The 15,755-nt window shown below is 34.7% G+C and carries 10 protein-coding genes; all 10 read right to left on the bottom strand.

What is annotated here, in order from left to right; translation table 11 throughout:
* Positions 1–303: 303 nt before the first annotated feature.
* On the bottom strand, positions 304–1,074 hold the full coding sequence (locus tag ACUN3A_RS16345; RefSeq protein ID WP_445552352.1) for an SDR family NAD(P)-dependent oxidoreductase: 771 nt from the start codon (positions 1,072–1,074) through the stop codon (positions 304–306).
* Positions 1,075–1,136: 62 nt separating this feature from the next.
* Positions 1,137–2,246 carry a formylglycine-generating enzyme family protein gene (locus ACUN3A_RS16340; protein ID WP_445552351.1) on the bottom strand — a complete coding sequence of 370 codons (1,110 nt, stop codon included), beginning with the start codon at positions 2,244–2,246 and terminating at the stop codon, positions 1,137–1,139.
* A gap of 17 nt (positions 2,247–2,263) precedes the next feature.
* Positions 2,264–3,391, bottom strand: a complete 1,128-nt coding sequence (locus ACUN3A_RS16335; protein ID WP_445552350.1) for a DUF4861 family protein — start codon at positions 3,389–3,391, stop codon at positions 2,264–2,266.
* Between the two features lie 125 nt (positions 3,392–3,516).
* The gene (locus ACUN3A_RS16330; RefSeq protein ID WP_445552349.1) at positions 3,517–4,305 is read right to left on the bottom strand and encodes a gluconate 5-dehydrogenase; all 789 of its coding nucleotides are present in this window, start codon (positions 4,303–4,305) and stop codon (positions 3,517–3,519) included.
* 436 nt (positions 4,306–4,741) lie between these two features.
* Positions 4,742–6,220, bottom strand: a complete 1,479-nt coding sequence (locus ACUN3A_RS16325) for a sulfatase family protein (RefSeq protein WP_445552348.1) — start codon at positions 6,218–6,220, stop codon at positions 4,742–4,744.
* A gap of 46 nt (positions 6,221–6,266) precedes the next feature.
* On the bottom strand, positions 6,267–7,682 hold the full coding sequence (locus ACUN3A_RS16320) for an alpha-L-fucosidase (protein ID WP_445552347.1): 1,416 nt from the start codon (positions 7,680–7,682) through the stop codon (positions 6,267–6,269).
* Positions 7,683–7,723: 41 nt separating this feature from the next.
* Positions 7,724–9,289, bottom strand: a complete 1,566-nt coding sequence (locus ACUN3A_RS16315) for a DUF4955 domain-containing protein (protein WP_445552346.1) — start codon at positions 9,287–9,289, stop codon at positions 7,724–7,726.
* Positions 9,290–9,359: 70 nt separating this feature from the next.
* The gene (locus tag ACUN3A_RS16310; RefSeq protein ID WP_445552345.1) at positions 9,360–10,484 is read right to left on the bottom strand and encodes a glycoside hydrolase family 88 protein; all 1,125 of its coding nucleotides are present in this window, start codon (positions 10,482–10,484) and stop codon (positions 9,360–9,362) included.
* Positions 10,485–10,641: 157 nt separating this feature from the next.
* Positions 10,642–12,354, bottom strand: a complete 1,713-nt coding sequence (locus tag ACUN3A_RS16305) for a RagB/SusD family nutrient uptake outer membrane protein (RefSeq protein WP_445552344.1) — start codon at positions 12,352–12,354, stop codon at positions 10,642–10,644.
* Between the two features lie 21 nt (positions 12,355–12,375).
* Complete coding sequence (locus ACUN3A_RS16300; protein WP_445552343.1) at positions 12,376–15,612, bottom strand: SusC/RagA family TonB-linked outer membrane protein; 3,237 nt, start codon at positions 15,610–15,612, stop codon at positions 12,376–12,378.
* Between the last annotated feature and the right edge of the window lie 143 nt (positions 15,613–15,755).

Genomic DNA, 15,755 nt, shown 5'->3' with positions numbered 1-15,755 from the left:
TGCGGCCACGGATTGCAAATCCACCTATCACTACGAGAGAAAATATGAGTAAAACTAAACTTTCAGGTATTAGCTGCGTTACAAACAAGTACGACTGAAATTGATAGAATAATGAATAGGTCGCAATAATTACTGTAATCATCCGTAGAGTTTTTATTTTAAGCGAAAAATATTGACTACATATAATAAAAAATAGGAGTAACTTTAGGTAAGTTACTCCTGTTTTAGTCAGTGAGGTTCTCGACTGCGCAACTAGCAATAAGACACTTTTATATATCCAAATGGAATTAGGTGATTTTTTATTTATCTCCCCATCCATCCGCCGTCTACAGCTACTAAAGTACCGTGAAGGTAATTAGCTGCATTGGAACACAGAAAAACAATTGGTCCTTTAAAATCTTCAGGATTTCCCCAACGATTCGCAGGGATTCTTTCTAGTATAGAATTGCTTCTATCTTCATCAGAACGCAATGCAGTAGTGTTATCAGTAGAAATATAACCTGGAACTATACCATTTACATTTACTCCTTTGGAAGCCCATTCGTTGGCAAATGCTTTGGTTAATTGCCCGATTGCTCCTTTACTTGCTGCGTAACCCGGAACATTAATTCCTCCCTGAAAAGAAAGTAACGAGCCTATAAAAATAATTTTACCTTCCTCTCTTTTCAACATTTCCTTTCCAATTTCGCGAGTCAAAATAAAAGGGGCTGTTTGATTTATGGCTATAACTTCGTCCCAATATTCATCAGGATGTTCGGCTATAGGTTTGCGTAAAATGGTACCAGCGTTATTTATTAAAATATCGATTTTTGGATGTTCTTCCTTTACTTTTTTAATAAAAGCATTCAAGGCATCGCGTTTAGAAAAATCGCATTGATATGAATAGAATTTTCTACCGGTAGCCAAAATCTCTTGTTCTACCTCACTCCCGCTTGGCTCTAAATTGGCGGATACACCAATAATGTCTGCACCAGCTTCGGCAAGGGCTATTGCCATCGCTTTGCCAATTCCTCTTTTACATCCAGTAACTAAGGCTATTTTTCCGTTTAAGTGAAAAAGATCAAGAGTTTTCATTTTTATATTGGGTTTACGTGTATTATTTTAATTTACAATTAATAGACTTGAATTATTTGGAATTATTTTACATCGGCAACACATCTAAAACCAGTGTGCTCTAAACCTGTATCGGGTGATGATTTCATTCTTGCCGTAACCCGATATCCTTTACAATAAGATGCATTGCAAAGAAAAGAGCCACCTCTAACCACTTTTTTAGGCGTAGTAGGTTCCATTGGATCATAGCTTTTTGAAGGTCCTTTCGGATTATCAGTAGTGTTGTTACCTAATTCGTTGTAATATTCTGGTGTATACCAATCACTACACCATTCCCAAACATTTCCTGCCATATCATATAAACCATATCCATTAGGCAAAAATGATTTTACAGGGGCTGCACCAATAAATTTATCAACAGCTGTATTCAAATATGGAAATTTTCCTTGCCAGATATTTGCTTTTGGCTTCCCTTTTTCAGGAGCATCATTTCCCCAAAAATATTTTTTATCAATCAATCCTCCACGGGCTGCAAACTCCCATTCGGCTTCGGTGGGTAATCTTTTTCCTGACCATTTTGCATAGGCATTAGCATCGTCCCAGGAAATGTGTACTACTGGATAATTTTCTTTTCCTTTAATGCTACTCTCAGGTCCGTGTGGATGCTTCCAATTCGTCCCTTTGATCCATTTCCACCATTGTGAAGCATCATTTAAAGGGACGGCAGTAGTTGTTGGCGTAAAAACAAGTGAAGCAGCAACTAATACACTTTCATCTGGCTTTGGAGTACCTAGAGGTAATTGCTTTTTTATTTCTTCCCAATCTGGTTTTATTTCCGCAGTAGTTATATAACCTGTTGCCTTTACGAATTTTTCAAATTGAGCATTGGTTACTTCCGTGGCATCCATCCAAAAACTATTAACCTTAACCTTGTGCTGAGGATATTCATCAGCTCTTCCCTCATCATCCGAAGCACCCATCAAATACTCATTACCAGTAATTTTTACCATTCCTTCATAGGAAGCTTCTTTAGATGTGTTAATTGACATACTACCATTTGCTCCTGAAAAACGAGTTGGTAAAGACGATTCACAACTCATGGTTTCAGCAGGGACTACTTTTTTATCTTCCTTATCTTTGCACGCAAAAAATAAAAAAAACAACAATCCAAAAATGGCATCACTAGATTTCATCAACTATATTTAAAATTTTATTTTATCGTTACGACTAACGGATTTTTTAATTCTTGTGAGAAAGTGTTTAAATAATCAAACCATTGTGTTGCATTCGTAATTTTAGCTCCTTTGTCCCAGGCTGCACCCGCATAATACACAACAGGTTCATTATTTTTAACTTCTGTTTTAGCTAATAATTGCTCAGTCCCCACTGTAATATTACTTACTGGAGTAGACAAAATTGTAGCAACACCCGTAGTACCGTCTGTGCCATGAATAGGTTCCCAATAGCCCATAATACCTTGTTGCTCATTTAAAGAAAGGACTCCTGTTTCTGGTCTTTTGGCTATACCCACAACAACTGGCAATGGTTTATTGCCTTCGTAAGTGTATACATTTTCAATACGGTTTAATTGTGAACCTGCATCTAAAGTAATCATTTTTGTGACTTTCACTTTAATTCCACCAGCATTCCAAGTATCATACTCCAATCGAAAAGTAAAACGCAATAAACCACTATCTAATATTTTCCAACGATGATAATTTACAGAATAGCGAACGGTATCTTTAACATAAGGTGCCATATCACCAGCTCCTAATGTAAAACCAACTTTATAATAGTCTAATCCATTTCCATGATCCACATGATATTCTCCTAATTTATAACGTTCATTGATAACCATTTTATCAGTACGTTTTATCCAAACATCAAGACCATAGGCATTATCTTTTGACCCCTCAAGAGCTTTACCATAGGCACGAAAAGCGATACGATCATTTTCCCAGGCGAAATCATCGAGTCTTTCGGGAACATAACGACCATACGTTTTTGTTTCGAAAGCAGAAGGTTTACCTTTTTCTATTGAAAGCTGCACTGCCGATTTTGCTTTTACATCAACTTGTACCAATAAATTTTGGATTGTTTTATTACCATGATGTTCTAATTGGAAAGGAATTTGCTTTTTAGTCACTGAATTAATCACAACAAAATTAGTCGTATCAATTTTTGGATATTGTGATAAAACAGTTTCCCATTTTATGGCTACTACCGCTTCTTTTCGTTCCAAAACTGTGTTGTTCTGGATACTAATAGTTGCTTTTGTTTGTGCCAAAATCGTAAAAGGCAATATCAAGGCAAGCAAAAATAATTTGGTTAATTTCATGAGATGTATATTAATGTATGTCATAATGCTGCAATTTTTATTTCCGTCTAATTAACGGTTTTTATTCAAAAAAACATTTAATTTTCTAAAAGTTTAACAAGAGAATAAGAGACTGTTAAATATTTTCATTCATTTGAAGGTTTCCCGATAGTAGCAAGAATTCCTCCATCTACATAAAGAATATGACCATTTACAAAATCACTTGCTTTTGAAGATAAAAATACGGCAGCACCTTGTAAATCTTCTGGATCTCCCCAACGATTAGCTGGTGTTCTACTAATGATAAAATCATTAAATGGATGTCCGTCTACTCTAATTGGAGCGGTTTGAGTTGTTGCAAAATATCCTGGTCCAATTCCATTTGCCTGAATATTAAACTTGGCCCATTCTGTTGCCATGCTTTTAGTCAGCATTTTTAAACCGCCTTTTGCAGAAGCATAAGCACTGACAGTGTCTCTTCCTAATTCGCTCATCATAGAACAGATGTTAATAATTTTCCCTCCTGTTCCTCTGCTAATCATTCCTTTGGCAACATTTTTTGATACTATAAAAGGACTAATTAAATCTACATTGATTACCGCTGCAAAATCTTTAACTTCCATTTCGATAATAGGAGTTCTTTTGATGATTCCGGCATTATTTATTAAAATATCGATAGGACCAACTTCGGCTTCAATTTTACTGATAGCTTCAATTACGGCAACTTCATCGGTAACATCAAACAGATATCCGTAAGCTTCGATTCCAACCGATTTGTATTCAGCAACAGCATTATCTACAGCTTCTTGTGATGAAAGATCGTTTACTACAATTTTTGCACCCGCATGACCAAGTCCTTTTGCCATTGCCATTCCTAATCCATGTACTCCGCCTGTTACAAGTGCTGTTTTTCCTTTTAAATCGAATAAATTCATTATTGTTTTTTATTTTAATTTGTTATTTTGATAGTGATTCATATCACCATAATATATTTTTTTGCTAGCTATCGGCTAAATAAAGATATAATTTCAATCAGCTTGAGAGTTTTATAAGTCAATGTCGTTGAGTTAAACGATTTTAGATTTCAGATTTGGTCTACTAAATATTAGATTGTTAATTTTACGAGGCTCTTACATCTGAAATCAAAAATCGTTAATCAAAAATCAGCAATCATTTTATCATTAATCCTTTGCTTAATAAAATTGAATTATAAGTGGATTTTCATTCTAGTGTATCAACATGAAACGATAATTATTACAAGCTTTATTGACTTAAAATAATACCAATTGTTTGAAATTATATTTTAGTTCCATTTGTGTTAATAAAGTAAGAAAGATATAAAATGAAACTAAACACTAGAATGAATCCACATTAATCAATAATGAAACCATCTCCTGTTTTCTTCAGCCATTGCTTTAAAACAGGTTCTAATTTTTTTACAATTGGTAAATCTGGCTTATATATATTCGTCAATTCAAAAGGATCTGCTTTTAAATCATATAGAACAAATTCACCATGGCCTTTTTTCCTTACAAAAGCAAGTTTATAATCAGCAGTACGAATACCTCTAAAGCCTGTATTTATTTTAACATTATCACTGACAATAGCTCCTAAAATATATTGTTCAGTTGGTTTTTCTCCTTTGCCATTAAGATAATACTGAGCATAACTTTTACCATCTATATTTTTAGGAATTTCATTTTTCAAGCCCATAAGATCTAAAAGTGTTGGATAAATATCCGGAATACTTCCCAAGAACTCATTGTCTTTTCTAGGAGTTATATGATTTTTCCAACGAATGATAAACGGTATTCTTAATGATTCTTCAAAAATATTATTTTTAGAAATCTCAGAATGTTTGCCTAAACAATTACCGTGGTCAGCCATAATCATCACTATGGTATTATCATCTAATTTTGAATCCTTCAATCCATCCAAAATACGACCTATTTGCTCGTCAACACCTGTAATATTTGCATAATAATAGCGAATATCTTTTCGATATTGATCGCCCATTTCTGTTCCTTCAGCAGGAATATTTGGGTCTTTTATAAGATTTTCTAATGGAATATCTTTGTATAGATTATAATACTTTTGGGGAACAGTTTGGTATCCTGAATGCGGCGGATTCATAGAAACCACTAATGAAAATGGCGCATCACTTTTACGGATTTTTCCATCCTCATTTTTAAAGTAAGCCAATGCTTTATCAGCTTCGTGTATTGGCCCCCATTGATTCACATATTTAAAATCGTCTCTTTTATCATTGGTATCCCAATACATAGGTTTGTCGTGCTCATCGTAAGTTCCATATCCATACCAATAATCAAAACCATGTCTTCTGTCTGGAGAAGTCCATTCATTCCAAGCTACTTTCCCTATATTATTTGATGTTGGTATATAAGGTTTGTATGGAGAATCGAGATGCCATTTACCAATATAACCATTAAAATAACCGTTTTTCTTTAAAACATCTGACCAACAAATGGCGTCTTTTTGTAATTCAACCCCAAAAGGAGCCGATGAAGAATTTACATTACTATACACTTGATTTTTAATAGGATACTGACCTGTCATAAGCATCGCTCTTGCCGGTGAACAAACAGGATAGTTACTTACCATTTGATCTAGCACCAAACTCTCTTTAATATATTGATCCAAATAAGGAGTCATTACTGGTTCTTTCCCTTCAAATCCTAACGCTTGACCTCTCCATTGATCTGCAATAATAATCAATAAATTGGGAGCTTTTTTAGATTTAGCATTATTCTGAGCATTGCATAAAGTTCCAACTACTAATGAAAGCAAAAGAAAAAACTTAGTATGCATACTGTATTTTAAATATTTCATGATGATCTATTTTTTATTAAATTTACTTAATCTATTTTGGCAAAACTTATTTTGTAATCACTTTAAAAATATAAATAGGAGCCTCTTGTGGTAACTGCTTAGGCATATTTATAGTAAGTCCCTCAGGTAACTGTTTCCATTTGATTGCTTCTGAGGAACCTAACATTTTTATAGATTTAATATCTTGCTTTCCTTTTGCTAAATTTTCAACTTTCAAACTGGATTCTTTCCAGCTTCTTGCAAATACATATATAGTTTTTCCTTTTGAAGCAAAATAAATATCAGGCGAAATTACTTTTGAGGTAGCATCATTATCAACATCAATTTTGACTTTTTTATCACTTAAAGTCGCTGTAGAAATTTGTTCTCCGGCTACTAACCAAGGTTTAACTCCATAAATTGCCTCGTTGTTTATCTTCATCCATTTTCCAACAGCTTCTAAGCTCTCTACAGCTTGTGGTGGAAATGTCCCATCAGGTTTTGGTCCAATATTCAATAAAAGATTTCCTCCTTTACAAACAATTTCTACCAATTGTCTAATAATTAATTCGGGACTTTTCCAGCCTTTATCGTGTACATTATATCCCCAACCTTTACTAATCGTTATACATGACTCCCAAGGATTGTTGTCAATTTTATCAGTAATCTGCTGTTCCGAGACCTTATAATCACCCATTTCTCGCGCTGGTTGGGCAATCCGATTATTTATGATGCATTTAGGCTGAAGCGTACGAATCAATTGTATCAATTCCTTACTTTGAGCTTCTGTCAAAATACCTTCTGGAGTATCAAACCATAAAACGGCAACAGGTCCATACTGTGTAAGCAATTCCCGAATTTGAGGTTTTACTTTACGCTCAAAATATTTAGAAAAATCCTTTGCATCCTCATTAGGATAATCTACTAAATTACTTCGTCCTCCTTTTGTTGGCCAGTCAGTAGGACAATCCGGATCTTCCCAATCACGACCTAATGAATAATAAAAACCTAATTTTACATCTTGTTTTTTACAAGCTTCGGCTAATTCCTTTAATGGATCCCTTTTAAAAGGGGTACGCTTTAAAATATTATAATCACTGCTCGGCGAATTGTACATTGCAAAACCATCATGATGCTTGGTCGTAATTACAATGTATTTCATTCCTGCCATTTTTGCATCCTCTACCCATTTATCTGCATTAAACAAGGTTGGATTAAAATCATTAGCCAGGCTTCCGTATTCTTTTAATGAGAGTTTTTCATAAATCATAAAATGCTCATTACCTTTATAAGGCTTTCCTTTCCAATCACCTGCTGCCTGAGAATAGAGTCCCCAATGCAAGAAAAGACCAAACTTAGCGTCCTTCCACCACTCCATTCTTTGCTCATTTGTAATCGGTTCTTGCGCAATAGTCTTAGCACAAATCAGTATTAAAAATAATCCTATCAGACATTTATTAAATATTCTATTTATGATATTCATTTTAATTATTTTTATAACAATCAACAAAAAGCATCACTTTTTTATTGGATTTCTTTAATCCATTTTGGTAATTTCTTCAATCTTAATTTTAATTGAGCTGTATATAAAGAAGCTGGTTCGACCTCTTTTCCAATTGATTCCGATTGTCCTAATTGCTCCGTTTTGAAAGTGGTGTCTTTACTTGTAAAACCAACAATTGTAGGATTTGACATTTTAAACCACTCATATACTTCTGAAGGAGGCCAAAACTCAAAATCTTTTACTGATTCATTGGTTTGTTTATAATTCCAAAGTACTAAACCCTGCATGTGATTGGGCATGTTTTCTAATGCTCCACCCGCATGGTCTTTCATTAATCCGCCTTCAACACCATCCAGTAATGTATTTCTTGGTTGACTTGAATGTGATTCGAAACAAGTAGTAGCAGGATAAATACATTTCCAAATTACAGTATTCATAGAAGTACCTGCTGTACCAAAAGAATGCCATTGTGATGCTTCATCAACACATTTAGCGATCAATACATTGGTAGCACCGTTAGAAGTTATAGCTTCATGTCCACCGTTTCCATCTACTTTACAATTAAAAATAGTAATATTAGCACTTTGTGTAACCGTTGCTGCAACACTACAATCGGTAAAGCGGCAGTTTTTCATCCATGAATTAGTGCTTCTGCTAATTCGTAGCATTGTATAACCGCTATCATCTTTCCATGAGCGGTGATGAACAAATTTTTCTTTCCAATTACCTACAAAAGCAATATCTTCTATCCCCACTTCTTCACTATTGGCAAACTTATACACTTCCCAATTGTGTTTTGGGTTAATATTGTATGAGATCGGCGCTTCAAGAGTAAGCGTATTGTCTTTTATGCTTTTTATCTGGAAAAAAACTTTGACATCAATCCCCTTATTTATAAGATTGGTCCATGTAGGCTCAACTACATTGTTTTTTAATTCTGCTGCGATTAGATCTTTATCATTATTCAATACTTTTAAGAAAATCCAGCTTCCAGGTTCTAAACCTTCAACTGTGTTTACTTCTATATTAAATTCACCAATGGAAGCAGCAGCCGTAACAGTTCCAATTTTTTTGTCAGCCCCTCCGCTACTAAAAATAAATAATGGGGGAACTGTCCACATTTTTAATGAATCTGCTGGCGGAAGCATATTTTTCATAAACAATTCGGTACCGTTAGCTCCAGAACCACTTCCTCTAAAAATAAGATGCCCTTTTTTTGATAAAATAGAATTAGTAGCATCGCCATCTTCATTAATTAAAAACCTCCCTTTAGGAAAAAAAACTATCCCAGAACCATTTTTATTAGCCGCATTAATTGCATTTTGTATGGCTACTTTATCAGAGATACTGTCATTAGGTATGGCTCCAAAAGTAGTTACGTCAAAAATTTTATAATCAGTTACATTCGGGATTTCCTTTTCCCCATTATGGTATCCTACATAAGAGAAATCAGGTAAAATACTTCTATCCTTCTTATAATCTTCAAATATTTTTGAATCTTTCTGAGCAGAAACCGATGTTATAGCGAGCAAATTCAAAATTATAATTGATAGCTTTTGAATACATTTCTTATTGTAATTGTACATCTTAATAGATTTTAAACATAATATTAAAAATTATTTTTAACTACTCTATGATTTTTGCTTTTAAAACCAATTACAAATACCATTTTTTGTATCGCAATAATGCTTCTAAGAAATAGTAATCAGCATAAGTAAGTGGTACATCAATTTCGCTATTATGTGGAATAGAACCTACACTGTGCATCAATAAATAACCACCATTTGAACCTAATTGAGCTCTATATTTTGAACTTGATAATGACTTCAAAATAGTTTTGGCTACAGCTACATAATTTTGCTTTTCTGTTCCTGATGTATATTGTCCTAATTCAAGCAATGCCGATGCATAAACAGCTCCCGCTGAAACATCACGCAAAGCATTAGGAATATCTGTAGCATCAAAATCCCAATAAGGAACTTTATCAGCTGGTAAATGTGGATTATTCAGAATAAATTTAGCAATTCCCTGCGCTTGTTTTAAGTAAGCTGGATCTTTTGTAAAACGATACATCATTGTATAACCGTACAATGCCCAACCTTGTCCTCTGCTCCATGCACTGGCATCTGAAAACCCCTGAGCTGTTACTTTTTTCTTAACTTCTCCTGTATTTAAATCATAATCCAGCACATGATAACTGCTGTAATCAGGTCTGAAGTGATTTTTCATCGTAGTATTGGCATGATTTACTGCTATGTTGGCAAAACTTTTATCGCTACTATTTTGGCTTGCCCATTCCAGCATTTCAATATTCATCATATTATCAATGATAACTGGACCAACAAACGCTTTTCCTTTCAAACCTCCGTCAGTAAGATCCCAAGACTGAATTACCTTTGCATTTGGACGATATCTCGTTGCCAATGATTTAGCCGACTCAAGAATTACTTTTTTATACTCTTCGTTTTTTGTTATTCTGTAAGCATTTCCAAAACTACAATACATCATAAAACCTAAATCATGGTTTTTAGTAAAATATTTTACAGTATCCAGAATAGCCAATCTCTTTTTTGCTTCTTCAAGTATTACTGGCTTTTTTGTATATTCATAAATGTACAAAAGTGTTCCAGGGTAAAAACCACTGCACCACCAATATACATCAGAACTAACATGGCGATTTTTATCAAATGTACGAGGCATTGAATCCACAGGAGTTGCTTTCTCTAAATATTGATACTGTTTTGCAGCAAATGTAAAGTTATCAGCAATTAAATTTTTCATTGCCAAATCATTTTTTGTCTTTTGGGCAAAATTGGTAAGGCTAAAAAAGCATAAGGAGATTAGAATGAGTTTTTTCATTTTTCAGATTTAAAAATTGTATTGTTTTGATTCAAAAAATAAGCCCGGAGAAATATCTTCCGGGCTTATTGCTAATTGATTAAAAGCCAGGGTTATTTTCTTTTATTAAAGTGTTTGAAGACATTTCTAAAGAAGGGATAGGAAACAACAGGAATTTATTACCATTGGCAAAAGCAGTTTTCCCGGCTAAAGCCCCATATCGTTGTGGTGCTGCAATAATCAAAGCCCCATTAGTAAGAGGACTTGCATCCATATCATCACTTGCCGCTTTCAAGTTAGTAATAAATTTGCCCCAACGGATTAAGTCCATTCTACGTAATCCCTCAAAACACAACTCGCGCATACGCTCGTCTTCAATAAATAATTGAAAAGAATCTTTTCCACCCGCAGCAGCTGTAGTTGTTGCTGCATCGGATAGTGCGTATGGCGCTGAAACATTCACTTGTCCATATCCTCTACGACGTACCTGGTTGATCGCCGCTTGAGCAGCAGCAGTTGGACCGTTAACCTTATTCTCTGCTTCAGCAAACATTAAAAGTACATCAGAATATCTCAAGATAGGAAAATTGATGGCAGTATAATTTTGATCTCCAGAAGTGTTAATTTCATATTCTCTTCTCCACTTTCCACAATCCCTTCCATATTGTACTGTCTTGGCTATATTGCCTTTAACAGCCGTAGTGTTATTAATTGTGTAAGTAGTCAAATTCCAGTCACGACGCAAATCGGCACCTGTGGCATCATACTTTTTGAATAACAATCCTGTTCCTTTTATGAACCCCCAGCAATAAGTTCCAACTAAAGGACTGGTAGTAGCTGGTTGAAATATAATACCAATATTATTTCCTACACGACCACCTTCATTATATCCTCCACCACGAGATTTAAAATCAGCTTCCCACATCAATTCATTTGTATCGTAAATATCTGCAGCTTCATTGATAAATACTTGACGGTAAGCGTTATTAGAGGCAACACCATTTGAAGGATTAACCACATTATAATAAGTTGCAGGTTTACCAGCGGGTGCTGTAGTCTGAAAACTAACATTTAAACTATGCTGGCCTGAATCGATTACTTTTTTGGACCAAGACAACGCCTCAGCGTATTTTGAAGTATCATTTAAAGGAAAACCTGCCATTTGCAAGCACACTCTGGCAAGAACTCCCTGCACTACAGTCTTGTAAACACGGCTTGAATATGTCAATTTGGTTGGGCTTACTTTAGCTTCAGCATCTGTCAGGTCCTTCAATATTTGGGCATAAACATCTTTGGCAGCTGTTCTGGCCATTTGAACATTATTAGGGCTTGTCGTAGGTGTCAATCGCAAAGGCACATCACCAAATCGAGTTACCAGCATAAAATGGTAGTACCCTCTTAAAAATAAGGCTTCACCCAATATTTGTTGTCTTTTTTCCTCATCCATTTGGGGCAAATTAATATGCGCTATCAAATCATTAGCTCTATTAATTCCGTCATAAAGATTAAACCAATAATCAGAAACGTTTACTGCAGTATTATCAAAACTATAAACCATTGTACCTGTTAGTTGGGTTGGACGGGCATAATACCCTTCATCTGTAGCAGAATCCAATTGCCACCACAACTGGCTACCATATAATTTTTCTGATCCTATTGGATCATATACTCCCGCTAAAGCATTGGTAATCCCTTGTTCATCTGTATAATACTGCTCTATTGCTATTTTCTGAATAGGCTCTGTACTTAAATAATCTTCACAAGAACTGGTGCTCAATACTACCAGGCCTAATAATATATATATCTTTTTCATTTTGAAAGTAATTAAATGTTATTAAAAGGAAATGTTTGCTGTAAAAAATACAGTACGTGCTCTAGGATAAGATGAATAATCAAATCCAGGTGTTAAAGCAGAATTGTACGTATTTACTTCAGGGTCTGATCCGCTATATTTAGTCCATGTATATATATTCGATGCTGATAATGAAAATCTCATCGATTTAAGGTGCATTTTTTCAATAAATTTTTTATCAAAATTATATCCCACTGCCACATTTTTTAATCTCAAGTAAGAACCGTCTTCAACTATTCTTGACGAATATGCAACAGGTGTACCTACATAACCTTTTGTTCTTACAACATCAGAATCTGGATTTTCCGGAGTCCAACGATCTTCATAGCTAGAAAATTGATTTAAGCCTTCACGTCCTGCTCCTAATCCTAATTGATTACCATCGAATACAATACGGTTGGCGTTTATAATATCGTTACCATATGACCATTGGAAGAAAATGTTTAAATCAAAGTTTTTGTATGTAAAGTTGTTGCTAAATCCACCTGTATTAAGTGGGTTACCATTTCCTATTGTAGTATAATCTTTTGATGTAATAGTATTATCCCCATTTTGATCAACATATTTCACATCACCTGGCTGAACATTTACATTTCCATTATTGGCAAGACCTGCTTTTAACTTGTAAGGATCTGCTGTTGTACCACTACCTGTAAAATCCTGGTATTTATAAGTTCCGGCATACTCAAATCCGTACATTTGCCCTAAAGGCTGTCCTACAACTGCATTATATGCACTTACTCCTTTATAATCCCCATCCCAATTTACAACGGATTCCAAGTTATTTTGTCCTTCTGCCAAGGATAACAATTTATTTCTGTTAAAGGCAATATTGGCACTCGAGGTCCAGCTAAAATCTTTAGAAACAATATTTTTTGTTGTCAAAGTTAATTCCAAACCTTTGTTTTCTACACTACCAATATTTTTGAACGCTGAGGTGAATCCTGTTGATAATGGAAGGTTGGTTTTAAGTAACAAATCTTTGGTTGTTTTTTTATACACATCTGCACTAAAAGTGATTCTTTGCTTAAAGAAGCCTAAATCCAGACCTGCATCAATTTGTTCGGTAGTTTCCCACTTCAAATCAGAGTTTCCAAGTTTTTGAGCTGTTGCTCCTGTTACATGATTGTTGTCGAATACATAAGTACCATAAAAAGGGTTCCCTGGATCATAATAAGTTGTAAGATAATCAAAATCACCTACACGGTTGTTACCAGTTTGTCCATAACTTGCACGCAATTTACCCTCAGATAATGGTTTCCATTTTTTTACGAACTTCTCTTGGCTAAATTTCCAGGAAACGGCTCCCGATGGGAAATATCCCCAATGGTTGCTTGAAGGGAATTTAGACGATCCATCAGCTCTGTATGAAGCTGTTAAGTAATATTTAGATGCATAATCATAATTTAGCCTTCCTAGAAAAGAAGCCATTGTCCAAACTGAATTACCTGGATCAATTCTTAAAGCTGTACCTAAATCAAGTGCGTCAAACATCAAGCCTTCACTAGCAGCAGGTATTTTGTTTGCTGCCTTACCATAAGACTCACTTTCTTGTTTTTGGTTGGTAAAACCTCCTAAAGCAACAAAATGATGTTTTTTTATTTTTTTATCCCAAGTTAGGGTGTTTTCATTCAGCCAGTTGGTATAATTATTATTCATCATTTTTCCATTAACACCACTTGCACTACCTGGACGTCCCAATGCAGTATAGGAATTATAGAATTCATCCTTTTCGACTTTGTTACTAACATAACCCAATGTTGATCTCAATTTTAATTCTTTAGTAATAAAATATTCAAGATATCCATTTACAGAAAAATTGTTCGTAGTAGTTACATTGTAAGTGTTCTTAAGATTCAGGACAGGGTTTACTCTTAAGTCAAATCCTGAGTTAAGATTTGGATCTATAAATTCGTCCTCTGGATTTGCTACACTAGGCGAATATGGGCGCATTCCCCATACAGAAACCATCACATTGGCTGATCCATTATAAATTGCTGCACTTGGGTCAATTCCTGTTTGTTTCAAATAGCTATAATTTGAATTACCACCAATTTTTAATTTATTAGTAATTTGATAATCAACATTGGCACGTCCCTGATATCTTGTATAATTTGAATTTAACAAAATACCGTCCTGATCAGTAGTTGATCCGCTAACTAGATATTTGATTTTTTTGGTTCCTCCTGATATAGAAAGATCATTCTTTTTGAACAAAGCGGTACGGGTTGATAAATCCTGCCAATCTGTTGCTGGTACATTTCTATAATCTTCAAGTGTTTTCCCTGGATCTGTAATATAGAGTTTATAAGGTGGTATCGGAGAAACTGTAGTTCCAGGTGGAATTGGACTTGATGGACTGCCTAAAGTGTTATATTCCAATTGATACTTTACAAAATCGTAAGTACTCATCATGTCCATCTTGTTGGCAATTTCCTGAACACCAATGGAACTGGAAAAATTGAAAACAGGTTTCCCTTGCTTACCTCTTTTAGTTTGGATTACGATAACACCATTAGCTCCTCTTGCACCATAAATAGCGGTTGCAGATGCGTCTTTTAAAATGTCTATAGAAGCGATATCTTCCGGATTGATTACGTTATTGTTTGCTCCTTCAACCAAAAAACCATCAATAACATACAAAGGACTATTAGCTTGTGTTACCGAGTTGTTCCCCCTGATAACGATATTAGTACCTGCACCAGGCATACCGTCTGCCGATGTTACCTGAACCCCAGCCACACGTCCAGCCAACGCATCGTCGAAAGAACGAATAGGAGTTTTGCTTAAATCAGACATAGATACACTGGAAACAGCTCCCGTTAAATCTTTTCTTTTTACAGTTCCATATCCAATTACTACAACCTCGTCTAGATTACTTGTTGTTTCGTTTAAACTAATATTTAATACTGATGAACTTCCAACAGTTACCGTTTTAGTTTCAAAACCTATATAAGTAAAAACCAACTGATTATTTGACGATACCGTAATTTTAAAATGCCCGTCAAAATCGGATTGAACTCCAGTTTTTGATCCTTTGATTGCTATAGTAACCCCTGAAAGAGGTGTTTTATTTTGATCTGTAACTAGACCGCTAATCACTTTACTTTGTGCTTGCGCTTTAGTAGACATTGCAATTACTAATAAAAAAACACCAACGAGCAATTGTCGCAAAACAAGAGCATAAGGTTGTCTTTTTTGGTTTAAATCTTTTTTCATAGTCATTAGAATTAAATTTTGGTTTATTATATATTACTGGTTAATTAATTACTATTATCAATTGTCACAAAGACAGATAGTACTTTTTGAAAATTTGCACAACTTTTTTCCGATTCCCAATAAACAATGTGCAATGTTTTTTG

Source organism: Flavobacterium sp. WC2509, from assembly GCF_052683105.1.
The sequence above is the reverse complement of the archived record's forward strand: the minus strand, read 5'-3'. Positions and strand labels throughout refer to the sequence as shown.

Bases quoted from the DNA above. Each gene is read 5' to 3' on its own strand.
- ACUN3A_RS16315 (WP_445552346.1), bottom strand. From the start codon at position 9,289: ATGTACAATTACAATAAGAAATGTATTCAAAAGCTATCAATTATAATT.
- ACUN3A_RS16335 (WP_445552350.1), bottom strand. From the start codon at position 3,391: ATGAAATTAACCAAATTATTTTTGCTTGCCTTGATATTGCCTTTTACG.
- ACUN3A_RS16305 (WP_445552344.1), bottom strand. From the start codon at position 12,354: ATGAAAAAGATATATATATTATTAGGCCTGGTAGTATTGAGCACCAGT.
- ACUN3A_RS16340 (WP_445552351.1), bottom strand. From the start codon at position 2,246: ATGAAATCTAGTGATGCCATTTTTGGATTGTTGTTTTTTTTATTTTTT.
- ACUN3A_RS16300 (WP_445552343.1), bottom strand. From the start codon at position 15,612: ATGAAAAAAGATTTAAACCAAAAAAGACAACCTTATGCTCTTGTTTTG.
- ACUN3A_RS16345 (WP_445552352.1), bottom strand. From the start codon at position 1,074: ATGAAAACTCTTGATCTTTTTCACTTAAACGGAAAAATAGCCTTAGTT.
- ACUN3A_RS16320 (WP_445552347.1), bottom strand. From the start codon at position 7,682: ATGAATATCATAAATAGAATATTTAATAAATGTCTGATAGGATTATTT.
- ACUN3A_RS16325 (WP_445552348.1), bottom strand. From the start codon at position 6,220: ATGAAATATTTAAAATACAGTATGCATACTAAGTTTTTTCTTTTGCTT.
- ACUN3A_RS16330 (WP_445552349.1), bottom strand. From the start codon at position 4,305: ATGAATTTATTCGATTTAAAAGGAAAAACAGCACTTGTAACAGGCGGA.
- ACUN3A_RS16310 (WP_445552345.1), bottom strand. From the start codon at position 10,484: ATGAAAAATTTAATTGCTGATAACTTTACATTTGCTGCAAAACAGTAT.